At 59.8% G+C, this 17,889-nt stretch carries 15 protein-coding genes; 9 read left to right on the plus strand and 6 right to left on the minus strand.

The window, feature by feature from the left end:
* Positions 1 to 73: 73 nt before the first annotated feature.
* A complete protein-coding gene (locus tag J2W17_RS13545; protein ID WP_007896491.1) occupies positions 74 to 478 on the minus strand; it encodes an acyl-CoA thioesterase in 405 nt (134 codons plus the stop codon).
* A 365-nt stretch (positions 479 to 843) separates the two neighbouring features.
* On the opposite strand from J2W17_RS13545, the gene J2W17_RS13550 reads away from it, so the two are divergent.
* From J2W17_RS13550 to J2W17_RS13585, 8 genes are all read left to right on the plus strand, one after another.
* A complete protein-coding gene (locus tag J2W17_RS13550; RefSeq protein ID WP_307334626.1) occupies positions 844 to 2,142 on the plus strand; it encodes an MFS transporter in 1,299 nt (432 codons plus the stop codon).
* A 308-nt stretch (positions 2,143 to 2,450) separates the two neighbouring features.
* Complete coding sequence (locus J2W17_RS13555) at positions 2,451 to 3,449, plus strand: phosphate ABC transporter substrate-binding protein PstS (protein ID WP_307334628.1); 999 nt, start codon at positions 2,451 to 2,453, stop codon at positions 3,447 to 3,449.
* A 222-nt stretch (positions 3,450 to 3,671) separates the two neighbouring features.
* Positions 3,672 to 5,954 carry an ABC transporter permease subunit gene (locus J2W17_RS13560; RefSeq protein ID WP_307334630.1) on the plus strand — a complete coding sequence of 761 codons (2,283 nt, stop codon included), beginning with the start codon at positions 3,672 to 3,674 and terminating at the stop codon, positions 5,952 to 5,954.
* A 69-nt stretch (positions 5,955 to 6,023) separates the two neighbouring features.
* Complete coding sequence (gene pstA / locus J2W17_RS13565; RefSeq protein WP_307334953.1) at positions 6,024 to 7,640, plus strand: phosphate ABC transporter permease PstA; 1,617 nt, start codon at positions 6,024 to 6,026, stop codon at positions 7,638 to 7,640.
* 182 nt (positions 7,641 to 7,822) lie between these two features.
* Positions 7,823 to 8,656: a phosphate ABC transporter ATP-binding protein PstB gene (pstB, locus tag J2W17_RS13570; protein ID WP_307334632.1), complete on the plus strand. Its 834-nt coding sequence runs from the start codon at positions 7,823 to 7,825 to the stop codon at positions 8,654 to 8,656.
* 119 nt (positions 8,657 to 8,775) lie between these two features.
* Complete coding sequence (phoU, locus tag J2W17_RS13575; RefSeq protein WP_008150055.1) at positions 8,776 to 9,537, plus strand: phosphate signaling complex protein PhoU; 762 nt, start codon at positions 8,776 to 8,778, stop codon at positions 9,535 to 9,537.
* Between the two features lie 289 nt (positions 9,538 to 9,826).
* Entirely contained in the window at positions 9,827 to 10,738 is a 912-nt protein-coding gene (locus tag J2W17_RS13580; protein ID WP_307334635.1) for a response regulator, read from the plus strand.
* 244 nt (positions 10,739 to 10,982) lie between these two features.
* Positions 10,983 to 11,879: a peptidoglycan DD-metalloendopeptidase family protein gene (locus J2W17_RS13585; protein ID WP_307334637.1), complete on the plus strand. Its 897-nt coding sequence runs from the start codon at positions 10,983 to 10,985 to the stop codon at positions 11,877 to 11,879.
* 144 nt (positions 11,880 to 12,023) lie between these two features.
* Here J2W17_RS13585 and J2W17_RS13590 read toward each other — a convergent pair whose 3' ends face one another.
* From J2W17_RS13590 to phoB, 3 genes are all read right to left on the minus strand, one after another.
* Entirely contained in the window at positions 12,024 to 13,364 is a 1,341-nt protein-coding gene (locus J2W17_RS13590) for a hemolysin family protein (protein ID WP_154849332.1), read from the minus strand.
* 123 nt (positions 13,365 to 13,487) lie between these two features.
* On the minus strand, positions 13,488 to 14,774 hold the full coding sequence (phoR, locus tag J2W17_RS13595) for a phosphate regulon sensor histidine kinase PhoR (RefSeq protein WP_307334956.1): 1,287 nt from the start codon (positions 14,772 to 14,774) through the stop codon (positions 13,488 to 13,490).
* A 152-nt stretch (positions 14,775 to 14,926) separates the two neighbouring features.
* Positions 14,927 to 15,616, minus strand: coding sequence for a phosphate regulon transcriptional regulator PhoB (gene phoB, locus J2W17_RS13600; RefSeq protein ID WP_128874514.1), 690 nt, complete (start codon positions 15,614 to 15,616; stop codon positions 14,927 to 14,929).
* Positions 15,617 to 15,768: 152 nt separating this feature from the next.
* On the opposite strand from phoB, the gene J2W17_RS13605 reads away from it, so the two are divergent.
* Positions 15,769 to 16,155: a COG4315 family predicted lipoprotein gene (locus J2W17_RS13605; RefSeq protein ID WP_307334642.1), complete on the plus strand. Its 387-nt coding sequence runs from the start codon at positions 15,769 to 15,771 to the stop codon at positions 16,153 to 16,155.
* Between the two features lie 176 nt (positions 16,156 to 16,331).
* On the opposite strand, the gene ubiA is transcribed toward J2W17_RS13605, so the two are convergent.
* Positions 16,332 to 17,222: a 4-hydroxybenzoate octaprenyltransferase gene (ubiA, locus tag J2W17_RS13610; protein ID WP_307334644.1), complete on the minus strand. Its 891-nt coding sequence runs from the start codon at positions 17,220 to 17,222 to the stop codon at positions 16,332 to 16,334.
* On the minus strand, positions 17,222 to 17,785 hold the full coding sequence (locus tag J2W17_RS13615) for a chorismate--pyruvate lyase family protein (protein WP_307334646.1): 564 nt from the start codon (positions 17,783 to 17,785) through the stop codon (positions 17,222 to 17,224). Before J2W17_RS13615 ends, ubiA begins: the two co-directional genes overlap by 1 nt.
* Between the last annotated feature and the right edge of the window lie 104 nt (positions 17,786 to 17,889).

Below are 17,889 nucleotides of genomic sequence, written 5' to 3' on the forward strand. Positions count from 1 at the left end.
TCAGGAACAATGACTGCTATGGACCGCAAAACGGTCACCGCGTTTAACGGCTCCGGTTTTACGAGCGCCGTGTTTAACGAGCTCTGGGCGGAACCGAGCGCGTGCGGCCGCTGCCATCGATAGCGACGAATACGAATACCGCTTCAGTCACTTTACGCCATTCGCTGGACAACGGATCGTCGCTCCAGACTTCGACCATCATCTGGATCGAACTGCGGCCGATTTCCAATGCCTGGGTATAGAAGGAGAGCTGAGCGCCCACCGCCACCGGCACCAGAAACGCCATGCGGTCGATCGCCACGGTAGCAACGCGACCGCCCGCGACCTTGCTGGCCATGGCGGTACCGGCCAAATCCATCTGCGCCACCAGCCAGCCGCCGAAAATATCGCCAAAGCCGTTGGTTTCGCGAGGAAGTGCAGTGATTTGCAGGGCCAGGTCGCCTTGCGGAATTGGATCTTCTTGTTCGAGCTCTATCATGCCGGGGGTGCCTCTGACCCGTAACTCTCATTGGTACTTCAAGGTGAATAGCCGTCTCAAGGAAAAACGATTCATCCCCGAACATACTACGTTCGTCACGTTTTTCGTAAGGCGCCTAAAGGGAAACTCTGCGAAATCGCCTATGAACCCCGGCAGGCGTTTTCGCACAGCAACCCTTGCAAGTTGTCGCAAGATTGCGAGTATATCGGTCGGTAGACTCCGAGACGACCGTCTGGTTCTCATTTTGACCGGCAAATAAGCACATCCATGTGCTTTTTCGAACAATTTGCTATCGTGCCGGACCTGCCCGAGCCTCTGCCAGCGTTGTGGGGGTTGCAGATCCGACTATAAGAGAAGCCCTTGCCATGACCACAGCGCCGTCGAACATCGCGCAACCCACACAATCTACACGTCCGTTGACCCGCAGCGACTACAAAACGTTATCGCTGTCTGCCTTGGGCGGTGCGCTGGAGTTCTACGACTTCATCATCTTCGTGTTCTTCGCCACGGTGGTGGGCAAGCTGTTTTTTCCGGCGGACATGCCCGAATGGCTTCGTCTGATGCAGACCTTCGGCATCTTCGCCGCCGGTTACCTGGCGCGGCCGCTGGGCGGCATCGTCATGGCGCACTTCGGCGACCTGCTGGGCCGCAAGAAGATGTTTACCCTGAGCATTTTCATGATGGCGGTGCCGACCCTGATCATGGGTTTGCTTCCAACTTATGCGCAGATCGGCATGTGGGCGCCGATCCTGTTGCTGCTGATGCGAGTAATTCAGGGCGCGGCCATTGGCGGTGAAGTGCCTGGCGCCTGGGTCTTCGTTTCCGAACACGTGCCCCAGCGGCACATCGGGTACGCGTGCGGCACGCTGACCAGCGGTCTGACGGCGGGTATTCTGCTGGGCTCGTTGGTCGCCACGGCGATCAACAGCCTGTATACCCCGGTGGAAGTGGCGGATTATGCGTGGCGGATTCCGTTCCTGCTGGGCGGTGTGTTCGGCCTGTTCTCGGTTTATCTGCGCCGCTGGCTGCACGAGACGCCGGTGTTTGCCGAGCTGCAACTGCGCAAGGCACTGGCAGAAGAAGTGCCGTTGCGCGCGGTGTTGCGCGACCATCGCGGCGCGATCCTGATTTCGATGCTGCTGACCTGGTTGTTGTCCGCCGCGATCGTAGTGCTGATCCTGATGACGCCGACCGTCCTGCAGACCGTCTACCACTTCGCGCCGACCACGGCGCTGCAAGCCAATAGCCTGGCGATCGTTTTTCTGAGCGTTGGCTGCATCATCGCCGGCGCACTGTCGGACCGGTTCGGCGCCGGCCGGGTCTTCGTGTTCGGTTGTACGGCGCTATTGATCACCTCCTGGACTTTCTACCATAGCCTGGCCGCGCATCCCGACTGGCTGTTCCCGCTGTACTCCCTGACCGGCTTGCTGGTCGGCACCATCGGCGCCGTGCCCTATGTGATGGTCAAGGCCTTCCCGCCCGTGGTGCGTTTCAGTGGCCTGTCGTTTTCCTACAACGTCGCCTACGCCATCTTTGGCGGCCTGACGCCGATGATCGTCAGCCTGCTGCTCAAGGAAAGCCCGATGGGACCGGCTTATTACGTGGCGGTGCTGTGCGGCGTGGGGATTGTGGTGGGCGGGTATCTCTGGAAGAAGGGCCGCTAAGCCCATTGCCAGTTAAGCGAATGCGCCCCCTGTAGGAGCGAGCTTGCTCGCGATGGTCGTTAACGATAACGCGGGTTTACTGAGTAAACGCGGCGCTCTTGAGTCCATCGCGAGCAGGCTCGCTCCCACAGGTTGAACGCTGAGCCGGCTCCGGGCGGCGTTCCGACGATAAACGATAACGCGGTATCCCTTCAAAAAATCCGAATGCTGGCCTTTCATCCAATTGTCATATTTCAGCCATAGAGTGTTCACACGGCCTGCTGATACTTGGCCCCGACTTAACACACCCTATCTGCTAGGAGTAAGGCATGAAACTGAAGCGTTTGATGGCGGCAATGACTTTTGTCGCCGCTGGCGTTGCAACTGCCAACGCGGTGGCCGCTGTTGACCCGTCGATCCCGAGCTACACCAAGACCACTGGTGTGTCGGGCAACCTGTCCAGCGTCGGTTCCGATACCCTGGCCAACCTCATGACCCTGTGGGCTGAGAACTACAAAAAAGAATACCCGAACGTCAACATCCAGATTCAGGCCGCCGGTTCGTCTACCGCGCCACCTGCGCTGACTGAAGGCACCGCTAACCTGGGCCCGATGAGCCGCAAGATGAAGGACAACGAGCTGCAGGCCTTCGAAACAAAATACGGCTACAAGCCAACCGCGATTCCGGTCGCCGTGGACGCCTTGGCGGTGTTCGTGCACAAGGACAACCCGATCCAGCACCTGACCATGGAGCAGGTCGACGCGATTTTTTCCTCGACACGTCTGTGCGGCGCTAAAGCCGACGTGAAAACCTGGGGCGATCTGGGTGTGACGGGCGACCTCGCCAACAAGCCGGTCCAACTGTTCGGTCGTAACTCGGTATCGGGCACGTATGGCTATTTCAAGGAAGAAGCCCTGTGCAAAGGCGACTTCAAGCCAAACGTTAACGAACAGCCTGGCTCGGCTTCGGTTGTGCAGTCGATCAGTTCTTCGCTGAACGGTGTCGGCTACTCGGGCATCGGCTACAAGACCGCCAGCGTGAAAACAGTGGCCCTGGCCAAGAAAGGCAGCACAGAGTTCGTTGAAGACACTGAAGAGAACGCCCTGAACGGCAAGTACCCGCTGTCGCGCTTCCTCTACGTCTATGTCAACAAAGCGCCGAACAAGCCTCTGGCCCCGCTGGAAGCCGAGTTCGTGAAGCTGATCCTGTCCAAGCAGGGTCAGGAAGTTGTGGTGAAAGACGGCTACATCCCGCTGCCAGCCAAGGTTGCCGCAAAAGCACTGGCTGACCTGGGTCTGCAGGAAGGTAACAACGTAGCAAAAAAGTAAAACCCTAGGTCCGGGGTGAACCCCCGGGCCTGTGTAGGAGCCGGCTTGCCGGCGAAGGGGTCAGCACATTCAACATGGCTGTTGACTGATCCACTGCCTTCGCCAGCAAGCGGGCTCCTACAACCCCCAATTTTATGTCCGCTGCCAGTTCCCACAGGCGGCGGATTTGTTGCGTCACTGCACTGTCATCTTTCTGTCATACAGGATCGCTAGGGTGTGCGAATGAACGATCTGGCCAATTCCCCCATGACTACAAATCCCCCCAAGCGAATTGACTTCAATACGCCTGAGTTGCAGCGCAAGCGCCGTATCCGTGCGCTTAAAGATCGCCTGACCCGCTGGTACGTCCTTATAGGCGGCCTCGCAGTCCTGGGCGCGATCACGCTGATTTTCTTCTTCCTCGGCTACGTCGTCCTGCCCCTGTTCCAGGGCGCAGACCTGACTGCCAAAGACGCCATCACCCCTGCCTGGATGCAAGACGCCGGCAAGCCATTGATGATCTCCCTGGAAGAACAGAACCAGGTCGCCATGCGGGTTTCCGACAAAGGCCAGGCACTGTTCTTCGACATCGACAGTGGCGCCGAGCTCAGGCGCGTCGACCTGCCGGTTCCGGCGGGTGCCAGCGTCACGTCGATCGGTGAAGACCAGCCAGGTCATCCGCTGGTCGCCGTGGGCTTTTCCAACGGCCAGGCCCTGGTGTTCCGTCACACCTATAAAGTCACTTACCCGGACGGCAACAAGACCATCTCGCCCGCCATCGAATACCCCTATGGCGAAGCCCCGATTACGCTGAACGAGGCGGGCGGGGCGCTGGAGCACGTCAGCCTCAACGCCACCGATACGGCCCTGATGCTGGTCGGTTCAACCGGTGCGCAACTGAATGTGTTGTCGCTGACCAGCGAAGAAAACATGATGACCGGCGAAATCACCAGTGAGCAGAAGCGCATCGATCTGCCGCAGATGACCGAACCGGTGAAGAACATTTTCGTCGACCCGCGTCAGCAGTGGCTGTACGTGATTAACGGTCGTGCCCAGGCCGATGTGTTCAGCCTGCGCGACAAGAGCCTCAACGGTCGCTACAAGTTGCTCGATAACGGCGATGCCGAAATCACCGCCAGCACCCAACTGGTGGGCGGTATCTCGCTGATCCTCGGCGATTCCAAAGGCGGCCTGGCCCAGTGGTTCATGGCGCGCGACCCTGATGGCGAATCGCGTCTGAAGCAGATCCGCAGCTTCCAGATGGGCACCACGCCGATCGTTGAAATCACCGCCGAAGAACGTCGCAAAGGCTTCATCGCCCTCGACGCCTCCGGCAAGCTCGGCGTGTTCCACAGCACCGCCCATCGCACCTTGCTGGTAGACCAGGTGGTCGAAGGCCAAGGGATCTTCGGTCTGTCGCCACGGGCCAACCGGGTCATCGTGGAAGCGGGCGGCCGGATTCAGCCGTTGTTGCTGGAGAATCCGCACCCGGAGGTTTCCTGGAGCGCGCTGTGGAGCAAGGTCTGGTACGAGAACTACGACGAGCCTAAATACGTCTGGCAATCGACCGCCGCGAACACCGATTTCGAACCCAAATTGAGCCTGGCGCCCCTGACCTTCGGTACGTTGAAGGCCGCGTTCTACGCCATGCTGCTGGCCGCGCCACTGGCTGTTGCCGCTGCAATCTACACCGCGTACTTCATGGCTCCGGGCATGCGCCGCAAGGTCAAGCCGGTGATCGAGCTGATGGAAGCGATGCCGACGGTGATCCTCGGTTTCTTCGCGGGCCTGTTCCTCGCGCCTTATGTTGAAGGGCATTTGCCGGGCATCTTCAGCCTGCTGATGTTGCTGCCGATCGGCATCCTGGTCGCCGGTTTCGTCTTCAGCCGCTTGCCTGAGTCCATCCGCCTGAAAGTGCCGGATGGCTGGGAAAGCGCAATTCTGATTCCAGTGATTCTGTTTGTGGGCTGGTTGTCGCTGTACATGAGCCCGTACATGGAAACCTGGTTCTTCGGCGGCGACATGCGCATGTGGATCTCCCACGACCTGGGCATCACCTACGACCAGCGCAACGCATTGGTGGTCGGTCTGGCCATGGGTTTCGCGGTGATCCCGAACATCTACTCCATCGCCGAAGACGCCGTGTTCAGCGTGCCCCGCGGCCTGACCCTGGGTTCCCTGGCGCTCGGTGCCACGCCGTGGCAGACCATGACTCGGGTGGTGCTCCTCACCGCGAGCCCGGGCATCTTCTCGGCATTGATGATCGGCATGGGCCGCGCGGTCGGTGAAACCATGATCGTGCTGATGGCCACTGGTAACACCCCGGTCATGGAAATGAACCTGTTCGAAGGCCTGCGCACCCTGGCCGCCAACGTCGCGGTGGAAATGCCGGAGTCGGAAGTCGGCGGCAGCCACTACCGCGTGCTGTTCCTCTCGGCGCTGGTGCTGCTGCTGTTCACCTTCGTCATGAACACCCTGGCGGAGCTGATTCGTCAGCGTCTGCGCAAGAAATACTCGTCGCTTTAAGAAAGGTAGAAGTCTGTGAAACAGAACTCCCTGAATGGATGGTTCAAGAGCGGCGCCCCTGGCGTCTGGATGAGCGGTGGTGCGGTGGCCATCGCGGTCATCATGACCATTGGCCTGCTCGCGGTGATTGCCGTGCGCGGCCTGGGTCACTTCTGGCCGGCGGACCTGATCCACGCCAGCTACGACGTGCCGGGCCAGGCCAATCACCTGGTCGTCGGCGAGGTGGTGCAAAAAGAACAAGTGCCCCGCGAGCGCCTGAAAAGCGCTGGCCTGCCGGTGCCCGATCAGGGCCCGGAGTTCATGACCCGCGAGCTGATCAAGGTCGGCAACCGTGACCTGAACGGCACCGACTTCACGTGGATTGTCGGCGAGTGGTTGACCAACCAGAAAACGCCGCCGGAACTGATGGCCATTGAACGTCGTGAGTGGGGCAACTTCTACGGCTACCTGGTCAACGTCAAACAGGACGGCAAGGTCATCGCGGAAGGCGAAGCTGCGTGGCCTGAGTTGCAGGCCCGTGTCGCTCGCGTCAACGAGCTCGCGGCACAACTCAAGACCCTGGAGAAGTCCGATATCGGTGCTATCAACGCCGGCCTCGAACGTATCCGCCTGCACGGTCGCAAACTGGAACTGGCCGGTAAACTCGACGCCACCGCGCAAGCGGACATGGAGTCCGAGCGCGCCGAACTGAATGCACGTTATCAGGACATCGAAGCGCGTCTTGCCGACCTGCACGCCCAGTTCAACCGCGACAGCCTGACGGCCCGCGATGCCAACGGCAAAGAGATCGAAATCGGCATCGGCAAAGTGGTCCACGCCTATCAGCCGAACGCCATGGGCACGTTCACCAAGATCGGCTTCTATTTCGGCAAGGTCTGGGAATTCCTCAGCGACGACCCGCGTGAAGCGAACACCGAAGGCGGGATTTTCCCGGCGATTTTCGGCACCGTGATGATGACCCTGATCATGGCGATGATCGTGACGCCGTTCGGCGTACTGGCGGCGGTTTACTTGCGTGAATATGCCAAGCAGAACGCCCTGACCCGGATTATCCGAATCGCGGTGAACAACCTGGCGGGTGTTCCGGCCATCGTTTACGGTGTGTTCGGCCTGGGCTTCTTCGTCTATGTGCTGGGCGGCTCGGTCGACCGGTTGTTCTTCCCTGAAGCATTGCCGGCGCCTACCTTCGGTACGCCGGGCTTGCTCTGGGCGTCCCTGACCCTGGCTCTGCTGGCGGTGCCGGTGGTAATCGTCGCCACCGAAGAAGGCCTGGCGCGGATTCCTCGCACCGTGCGCGAAGGCTCGTTGGCCCTCGGTGCGACCAAGGCGGAAACCTTGTGGAAGATCGTGCTGCCGATGGCCAGCCCGGCGATGATGACCGGCATGATCCTCGCCGTGGCGCGCGCCGCCGGTGAAGTGGCGCCGTTGATGCTGGTGGGCGTGGTGAAACTGGCGCCGTCGCTGCCGCTGGACGGCAACTACCCGTACTTGCACCTTGACCAGAAGATCATGCACCTGGGTTTCCATATTTATGACGTCGGCTTCCAGAGCCCGAACGTCGAAGCCGCACGGCCACTGGTGTACGCCACGGCGCTGCTGCTGGTGCTCGTGATCGCGACATTGAACCTGTCGGCCGTCTACATCCGTAACCACCTGCGCGAGAAATACAAAGCGCTGGATAGCTGATCGCCGCCGACCCTGTAGGAGCTGGCTTGCCAGCGAAGCTTTTGGCGTCAGTGAGTACGCCTTCGCTGGCAAGCCAGCTCCTACAGGGGGCCGGCGCCAGACAAAGATTTTGAGTAAGCCGCTGGCCTGAACAACAGGCCAAAGGTTCAACGAACCGAATTTGTCAGCACAGGGAGCCTCCCATGCAGCACGAAGCACATACCCACGGCATCAACATGTCTGCCCTGGGCCGCGACAACCAGAGCCTGAGCCTCGAGCAGGAAACCGTAGCCATCGAAGTGCCGGGCCTGAGCCTGTTCTATGGCGATAAACAAGCGCTGTACGACGTCAGCATGAACATTCCGAAACAGCGCGTGACCGCCTTCATCGGCCCGTCCGGCTGCGGCAAGTCCACGCTGCTGCGCACCTTCAACCGCATGAACGACCTGGTCGACGGCTGCCGCGTTGAGGGTGCGATCAACCTCTATGGCAACAACATCTACCGCAAGGGCGAAGATGTGGCCGAGCTGCGTCGTCGCGTCGGCATGGTGTTCCAGAAGCCGAACCCATTCCCGAAGACCATCTATGAAAACGTGGTTTACGGCCTGCGCATTCAGGGCATCAACAAGAAACGCGTACTCGACGAAGCCGTTGAATGGGCGTTGAAGGGTGCGGCGTTGTGGGACGAAGTCAAAGACCGCCTGCACGAATCGGCACTCGGCCTGTCTGGTGGTCAGCAGCAACGTCTGGTGATTGCGCGCACCATCGCCGTGGAACCGGAAGTGCTGCTGCTCGATGAACCCTGCTCGGCACTCGACCCGATCTCCACGCTTAAAGTCGAAGAGCTGATCTACGAGTTGAAATCGAAGTTCACCATTGTCATCGTGACCCACAACATGCAGCAGGCCGCGCGGGTTTCCGACTACACGGCGTTCATGTACATGGGCAAACTGGTGGAATTCGGCGATACCGACACCCTGTTCACCAATCCGGCGAAGAAGCAGACCGAAGACTACATTACCGGTCGCTATGGCTAGCAGGGCAGCCGCAAGCATCAAGCTGCAAGCGGCAAGAAACATGCGTGCGATACCAGGACTTATACATAACTGCTTGAAGCTTGCAGCTTGAAGCTTGCAACTTTCGCGGAGCGAAACAGATGATTAGTAAAGAAGGCCTTACCCATCACATCTCTGCGCAGTTCAACGCTGAGCTGGAGGAAGTGCGCAGCCATCTCCTGGCCATGGGCGGGTTGGTGGAAAAGCAGGTCAACGACGCAGTCACCGCACTGATCGAGGCCGACTCCGGCCTGGCCCAGCAAGTTCGCGAGATTGACGACCAGATCAACCAGATGGAACGCAACATCGACGAAGAGTGCTTGCGCATCCTGGCCCGTCGGCAACCGGCGGCGTCCGACTTGCGCCTGATCATCAGCATCTCCAAGTCGGTGATCGACCTCGAGCGCATCGGTGACGAAGCGACGAAGATCGCCCGTCGTGCCATTCAATTGTGCGAAGAAGGCGAAGCGCCACGCGGTTACGTCGAAGTGCGCCACATCGGCGACCAGGTGCGCAACATGGTTCGCGATGCACTGGATGCCTTTGCCCGTTTCGACGCCGACCTGGCGTTGTCGGTGGCGCAGTACGACAAAATCATCGACCGCGAATACAAGACTGCATTGCGCGAGCTGGCCACCTACATGATGGAAGATCCGCGCTCTATCTCGCGGGTTTTGAGCATTATCTGGGTGCTGCGTTCGCTGGAGCGGATCGGCGACCACGCGCGCAACATCTCGGAACTGGTGATTTACCTGGTGCGCGGCACCGACGTGCGTCACCTGGGCCTCAAGCGCATGAAAGAAGAAGTTGAAGGTACCAGTGGCGAAACCGCTAATGTTCCGGGAAAAGCTGACGATAAGTAAGATTACCGAGAAAAGCGCCCGGCCCTTTGGCCGGGCGTTTTTGTTTGGGGATTTACCTGGTTGACAGCAGCGCCCCGCGAACGAAAAGTCCCGGCGTGACTGCAATGCTGTTCTGTAGGGGCGAGCTCCGCGGCTTTCCGACGATGGACTCAAAAGCACCGCGTTCTGTAGGAGCGAGCTTGCTCGCGATGGACTCAAGAGCGCCGCGTTTAAACATTAAACGCGCGTTATCGTTAACGTCCATCGCGAGCAAGCTCGCTCCTACCCGGGATTTTAAAAGGGGTAGTGGATGAGTAAGGTCAGTGTGTTGGTCGTGGACGACGCGTCGTTCATTCGTGACCTGGTGAAGAAGTGCCTGCGCAATTACTTCCCGGGCATCCGCATCGAAGAGGCGGTCAACGGCAGGAAAGCCCAGTCCTTGCTGTCACGGGAGGCATTCGACCTCGTGTTGTGCGACTGGGAAATGCCGGAAATGTCTGGCCTGGAACTGCTGACCTGGTGCCGCGAACAGGACACCCTCAAGACCCTGCCATTCGTGATGGTGACCAGCCGCGGCGACAAAGAGAACGTCGTCCAGGCGATCCAGGCCGGGGTTTCCGGTTACGTCAGCAAGCCCTTTACCAACGAGCAGCTGGTGACCAAGGTCAGGCAGGCTCTGAACAAGGTCGGCAAGCTCGATACCTTGATGAAAAGTGTGCCGAGCAAAATGAACACGGGCTTCGGCAATGATTCCCTGAATGTATTGACGGGCGGCTCGCCCGCCGTGGCTGCGCCATCTGCCGTCGCGTTGGCGCCAACCGCAGCGTCTCGCGGCTTGCTCAACAGCCCGCCGGTCAAGGCGCCAGTGTCCTCGGGCGCCGGCGGCAGTCGTGGCCAGGGTCAACTGCGTCTACCCAATGGCATCGCGCAGTGCGTGATCAAGGCCTTGAGCCTCAGGGAAGCGCTGCTGGTCATCAAGCGCACCGACACCTTGCCGCAAATCCTCGACAGTGCCGTGCTCGATCTGGAACAGGGCGATAATGCCGAGACCGCGCGCCTGAACGGCTACCTGCATGCCATCGTCGCCCATGAGCACAAGCATGACAGCGAATGGCTGCAACTGACGTTTCGCTTTGTCGACCAGGATGCGCAGAAGCTGGATTACATCTCGCGGTTGATTGCGCGGGGTACGGTGCACAAGCAATTCATACCAGGCGCTTGATAAGCGTCGCCTGTCAGTCCGCCTTCGCGAGCAAGCCCACACTGGTTATGTGTCGATCACTCAAATATGGACCGACGCCGATCAAATGTGGGAGCGGGCTTGGTCCGGGCGGCGTTCCGACGAAGGGGCCATCATATGCACCACACATCCGTCAGGCTGGCCATTTTGAAACATCTGCCCACTACCCGGGTCCATTGCAGCTGCTAGGCTCATCCCCCAGGCCTTACTCGATAGATTCTTGCCCATGCTCGCGCGCCTGCTGTTTTTCTGTGGTCTTTTCCTGGCCTCCACCTCGGTTGTGGCCATGACAATCTACAAGTCCAAAGACGCCAATGGCGTGGTCTCCTACAGCGACCGCCCCACGAAGGGCGCGCAGGTGTTCGTGTTTCGCGATCGGATGGTCGAGCACCTCGAGCGTCAGGTGTACCTCGACATCAAGAAGCAGAAGGGCATGGACAGCGTTTATGTACGCAACGACCTGTATGCCCCGGTCGAGATCGAATTGAGCTTCGCCGGGTTGAACAACGTCAGCGGCGCACCGAGCCGGCCGATCCGCCGGGTAATGCCGGCACGCAGCAACATTCGCCTGGCGCTGCTCACCGCCACCCAGGCCGGGAAGCCTCTGGTGTATGCCCCAAGGTTCCAGTATTCCCTGGGCGACCCCTCAGGAACCACCATGGCCTATCGTTATCCGCTGCCCTGGCGTGGCGGGCCGTTTCGCTTGAGCCAGGGGGCCAATGGTCAATACAGTCACTTCGGTGCCAAGAGCCGTTACGCCATGGACATCGCCATGCCTGAAGGCACGCCGATCATCGCGGCCCGGGGCGGGGTGGTGGTGAAAACCGAGAACAACCAGACCGGACGCGGCACCGACCCCTCGGGCAATTTCGTGCGGGTGCTACACGACGACGCAACCATGGGCGTGTACCTGCACCTCCAGCAAGGGTCGGTGAGCGTTCGCGAGGGGCAACGGGTCGGGGTGGGGAGTGCGTTGGCGCTATCGGGCAATACCGGCAACAGCAGCGGGCCGCATTTGCATTTCGTGGTGCAGCGCAATACCGGGATGGGGCTGGTGTCGATTCCGTACCAGTTCAATCAACCGGTGGGGGCGCTGCCCAACTTTGCGTTGGGCAAGCAGTGAGGTGTTGCCTGTTCTAACGCCTTCGCGAGCAAGCCCGCTCCCACATTGGTTTTGTGTCGATCACATGAAATTGGCTCGACGCAGATCAAGTGTGGGAGCGGGCTTGCTCGCGAAGGGATCGATGCGATTTGAGCCCGGGACGGCTTAATCCAGCATCAACACCTTGGCCAGCACAATCTTCGGCCCTTTCATCTTCTTGATGATGATCCGCAAACCTTCGACTTCCAGCACTTCTTCCTCTTCCGGCACCCGTTTCAGGGTTTCGTAGATCAACCCGGCAAGGGTTTCGGCTTCGATGTGGTCCAGGTCGATGCCCAGCAACCGTTCAACCTTGAACAGCGGTGTATCGCCCCGCACCAGCAGCTTGCCCGGCTGGTAAGCGAGGATCCCGCGTTCGGCCTTGCGGTGTTCGTCCTGAATATCGCCCACCAGCACTTCCAGCACGTCTTCCATGGTCAGGTAGCCGATGATGTTGCCATCTGCTTCTTCGACCAAAGCGAAGTGCGAGCCACCCTTGCGGAACTGCTCCAGCAACTGCGACAACGGCAGGTGGCGCGACACGCGCTCCAGTGGCCGCGTGAGTTCGGCGAGGTTGAACGATTCGGGAATGTGGTCCAGGGCCGCCAGTTCCAGCAGCAGATCCTTGATGTGCAGCAGGCCGACGAATTCCTGGCGATCGCTGTCGTACACCGGATAACGGCTGAACTTGTGGCGACGGAACATCGCCAGGATTTCCTTGAGCGGTGCGTTGAACTCCAGTGTCACCAGGTCTTCCCGGGAGTTGGCCCAGTCGACCACTTCCAGCTCGCCCATTTCCACGGCGGAAGCCAGGACGCGCATGCCCTGGTCGCTCGGGTCCTGGCCACGGCTGGAGTGCAGGATCAGCTTCAGCTCTTCGCGGCTGTAATGGTGCTCATGATGCGGGCCGGGCTCACCCTGGCCGGCGATCCGCAGGATCGTGTTGGCGCTGGCGTTGAGCAGGTAAATCGCCGGGTACATGGCCCAGTAGAACAGGTACAGCGGCACTGCGGTCCACAGCGACAGCAGCTCGGGTTTGCGGATGGCCCAGGATTTCGGCGCCAGCTCGCCAACCACGATGTGCAGGTACGAAATGATGAAGAACGCGGTGAAGAACGAGACGCCCTTGACCACTTCGGCGGACTCCACGCCAACGGCGCTCAGTACCGGCTCGAGAATGTGGGCGAACGCCGGTTCACCGACCCAGCCAAGGCCCAGGGAGGCGAGGGTGATACCCAGTTGGCAAGCCGAGAGGTACGCATCGAGCTGACTGTGTACGGTGCGCAGAATGTGTCCGCGCCAGCCGTTCTTTTCCGCGATGGCCTCGACCCGGGTCGAGCGCAATTTCACCATGGCGAATTCCGCCGCAACGAAAAAGCCGTTGAGCAAAACCAGGATCAGAGCAAAAAGAATCATGCCGAAATCGGCGAAGAGTGTCGCGAGGGTCAAGCCAGGGGATGGGTCCATGATGGGGTTTTGCGGGTTCCGTGTATTCAAAAAGGGGATGGATGCGGAGCCTGAAGGGCAGGCACAAGTCAGCCAATGTAGCGGCTGACTTGTCGATTGCCTAGTGGCGCGTGCTGGCCGGTATCAGTCGGCGGCGCTGATGACCCGGGATTTGCTGACCTGGCCCGGCGCAAAATGGCAAGTAAAGGTGCTGCCATGGCCCGGCACGCTGCTGATTTCCATCCGCGCGCGGTGACGCAGTAGCACGTGTTTGACGATGGCCAGCCCGAGCCCGGTGCCGCCGGTGTTGGAGTTGCGGCTGGAGTCGACGCGGTAGAAGCGTTCGGTCAGGCGCGGCAGGTGTTTGCTGTCGATGCCGATCCCGGAATCCTGCACGCTCAGGTGCGCGCCTTGCTCATCGCCCCACCAGCGAATGCGGATATTGCCTTCGGCCGGGGTGTATTTCACCGCGTTGAACACCAGATTGGAAAACGCACTGCGCAATTCGGCTTCGCTGCCCTTGAGCAGGATGGTCGGGTCGGCTTCCAGGGTGATGTTCTGGTTTTTCTGGCCGGATAGCTGCTGAGCATCGCTCTTGATCGATTGCAGCAAGCCGTCGATCGCCACCGGCTGGTTATCCGACGGATAGTCAGTGGCTTCCAGCTTGGCCAGCAGCAGCAAGTCATTAAGCAAGGTCTGCATGCGTCCGCCTTGTTGCTGCATTTGCTGCAAGGCGCGGGACCAGCGCGGGTTCACTTCCTCGACATTGTCGAGCAGGGTTTCCAGGTAACCGCAGATGACCGTCAGCGGCGTGCGCAGCTCGTGGGAGACGTTGGCGATGAAGTCTTTGCGCATCTGCTCCAGCTGATGGATGCGCGTCACATCGCGCACCAGCATCAGGTGTTCGTTGTTGCCATAGCGGGTGATGTACAGCTGAATGCGCAGGCGATCATTGATCGGCGAGGGGATTTCCAATGGCTCGGCGTAGCTGTCCTGTTCGAAGTATTCCTTGAAGCGCGGATGGCGCACCAGGTTGGTCACGGGCTGACCGCTGTCTTGTGGAGTCTTGAGACCGAGCAGGGTTTCGGCGGCGCGGTTCCACCATTCGAGATTGCCGTCGCTGTCGAGCATGATCACCGCGTCTTTCAATGCAGCGGTGGATTCCTGGACCCGGTCGATCACCGCTTGCAGGCGCCCGCGAACCCGTTGGTCGCGGCGTTGCAGGTGGTAGATGCTGTCGAACACTTCACCCCACAGGCCATAGCCGTCGGGCGGTGCTTCGTCGGGTTTGTGCAGGCGCAGCCATTCGTGCAGACGCAGCAGTTGCTTGAGGGTCCAGGCCAGGTACAGGCCCAGGCCCGCTGCGAGGCTCCAGCCGTAATAGCCGGAAATCAGGCCGATCACCAGGCAGGCGGTGACCAGCAGCAGCATGTGGCGGATCAGGGTGCCATGCCAGTTTTGGTTCACTTGAAGCGCGTCCTTGAAGAAAAACAGCTTCCAGCCTCAAGCTTCAAGCAGCAAGTTTGAGCGGCTTGGCTTTAGCTTGCCGCTTGAAGCTTGAAGCTTGCAACTTGTAGCTGCCGTTATGCTTTGGTGGAAAACCGGTAGCCGGTACCGCGCACGGTTTGTACCAGATTTTCATAGGCATCGCCGAGGGCTTTGCGCAGCCGCCGGATATGCACGTCGACGGTACGCTCTTCGACATAGACGTTGCCGCCCCAGACCTGGTCCAGCAATTGACCGCGGGTATAGGCGCGTTCCTGGTGAGTCATGAAAAACTGCAGCAGGCGGTATTCGGTCGGGCCCATCTCCGCGGGTTTGCCGTCGATGGTCACGCGGTGGCTGATCGGGTCCAGCAGCAGGCCGCCGATTTCGATCGGCGCTTCACCGTCGGTAGGCCCGGCACGGCGCAACACGGCCTTGAGGCGCGCCACCAGTTCGCGGGGGGAAAAGGGTTTGGTGATGTAGTCGTCGGCGCCGACTTCCAACCCTTGGATCTTGTTGTCCTCTTCGCCCTTGGCGGTGAGCATGATGATCGGGATGTCCCCGGTCAGCTCATCGCGCTTGAGGCGGCGGGCCAGTTCGATACCGGATGTGCCCGGCAGCATCCAGTCCAGCAGAATCAGATCCGGCTTGCGGTCGACGATGATCGCGTGGGCTTGTTGCGAGTTTTCCGCCTCCATGCAATCGTAGCCGGCCATTTCCAACGCAACGGCGATCATTTCGCGAATGGGTGCTTCGTCGTCGACGATCAGAATGCTCCTGCCAACCATGCGTTAATCCTCTTGTCATTTAACTGTCTTGCGCCGCATTAGATAACGGAATTATTGCAGTCGTGTGACAGTATTTTAGTCGCCCGGCGATTGTCATGATCCTGGACTAAGCTCTAAGTCCGAATCCTGACAACCACAAAAGGAAGGTTTCCATGAAGCACATCGCTCAATCCTGGAAGGCATTGCTGGTCACTGCTGCGCTAACGCTGCCGACAATGGCCTTTGCTGCCGACCCGGGCATGGTTAAAGACGGCATGTTGGTCGACCACAAGGGCATGACGTTGTACACCTTCGACAATGACACAGGCGGCAAGTCGGCTTGCACCGGCAAGTGCGCAGAAAACTGGCCACCGCTGAAAGCCACCACGGCCGATAAGGCTGAAGGCAAGTGGACCATCATCAAGCGTGACGATGGCACGATGCAGTGGGCGTTTGATGGCAAGCCGCTGTATTACTTCGTGCAAGACAAGAAACCAGGAGACATGACGGGCGACAAGAAAATGGACAAGTGGCACGTCCTTCAAGGGCCGAAGATGTAAGCGCCCTGAACCTGTAGGAGCAAGCTTGCTCGCGATGGACGTGAACGATGACGCGGGCTACCTGGAGAAACGCGTCGGCTTCATCGCGTTTATTCAGATCATACGCGTTATCGTTAACCTCCATCGCGAGCAAGCTTGCTCCTACAAAAAGCGGTCAAATGAAGGTGCTATCCGCCTCAACGCAACCCGTAATCCAGCACAATCCCCACAAAAATCGCCAACCCGGCCCAATGGTTGTGCAAAAACGCCTTGAAGCAACGCATCCGGTCCTTGCCGCGGGTGTACCAGAACTCCCACGCAAAACAGCCCGCCGCCGCCAGCAAGCCCAGATGAAACCAGCCACCCAGCTCGAATTGCGAACCGGCCAGCAGCAGGCAACCCAGCGCCAAACCTTGCAGGGTCAAGATGATGACCCGGTCCGCCTCACCGAACAGAATGGCCGTGGATTTCACGCCGATTCTCAAATCGTCATCGCGATCGGTCATGGCGTAATAAGTGTCGTAGCCCACTGTCCACAGCAGGTTGGCGATCCACAGCAACCACGCCGCGGCGGGCAGTTCGCCGGTTTCGGCTGTGAACGCCATCGGCATCCCCCAGGAGAACGCCGCGCCCAGCACGACCTGCGGGTAATAGGTGTAGCGCTTCATGAACGGATAACTGAACGCCAACGCCAAGCCACCCAACGAGAGCCAGACCGTGGCCGCGTTGGTGCAGAGCACCAGCAGGAAGCTCACGCCCATCAGCAGGGCAAAAAATACCAAAGCTTCTCTGGAACTGATCTTGCCGCTCACCAATGGCCGCTGTTCGGTGCGCTTTACATGGCCATCGACCTTGCGATCGGCCCAATCGTTGATCACGCAACCGCCCGCGCGCGTCAGCACCACGCCGAGGACGAAAATCACCACATTGGTCAGGGACGGCGAGCCTTTCCCTGCAATCCACAGCGCCCACAGCGTCGGCCACAACAGCAGGTAAATGCCGATGGGCTTGTCCATGCGCGTCAGCTGAATGAAATCCCAGGCCCGAGGATTCACGCGATTCAAGGACTTGAGCAGGCTCTGGTACATCAGCAATTCTCCGGATGGGCGCGGGCGGCGTGCCACAAGGTTGGCAGGAAAATCTCGGCCACCAGCACGCTCAGGGCGCCTCGGTCGAAGCGCGAACGGCGGCCCCATAGTCCGGGCGCTCGGGCGTCTGCCGGCAACCACTCCTGAGGATAGTGGCAAACCTCGATGGCCCGGCGCTGGAACGCCTGATCGCAAAACAGCAATTCACCCAGGGAACGACTGCCCAGTTCGTCCATGTGCAAACCGTCCCCCTGCAACGCACTGCGCGACGCCACGCTGCGGGCAAATACCCAGGCTTCGCCATGCCCGCGCAGATACACCTCACGTATCCAACCCTCGCTGCCTTCAGCCAGGTCCAGCGCGGCACATTCGTCGGCGCGCAACGGCCGCCAGCCTTCGAACAACGGCGTGACACTGAAGCCGTCATTCGACAGACGGGTCAGCCGTCGGGTCAGCGAACCTTCATCGAACAGCCAGTCGAGGACAGACGTGTCGGGGAGGGGAACCAATCGGCTTTCGGGGAGCCAGAGCGGCGTCGCGCAGGGGGATTTTGAGTGTTGCACAGTGAGTCATTATTGGCGGCAAATGAGGCCGCGAGCTTACCATGTCAGTCGGCGATTTTGATTGATCCGCCCCTTCGTTGCGCCGAAGGCTTGCATCTGTCGGG

Origin of the sequence: Pseudomonas lini, assembly GCF_030812475.1 — a bacterium.
Lineage (GTDB): Bacteria > Pseudomonadota > Gammaproteobacteria > Pseudomonadales > Pseudomonadaceae > Aquipseudomonas > Aquipseudomonas lini_A.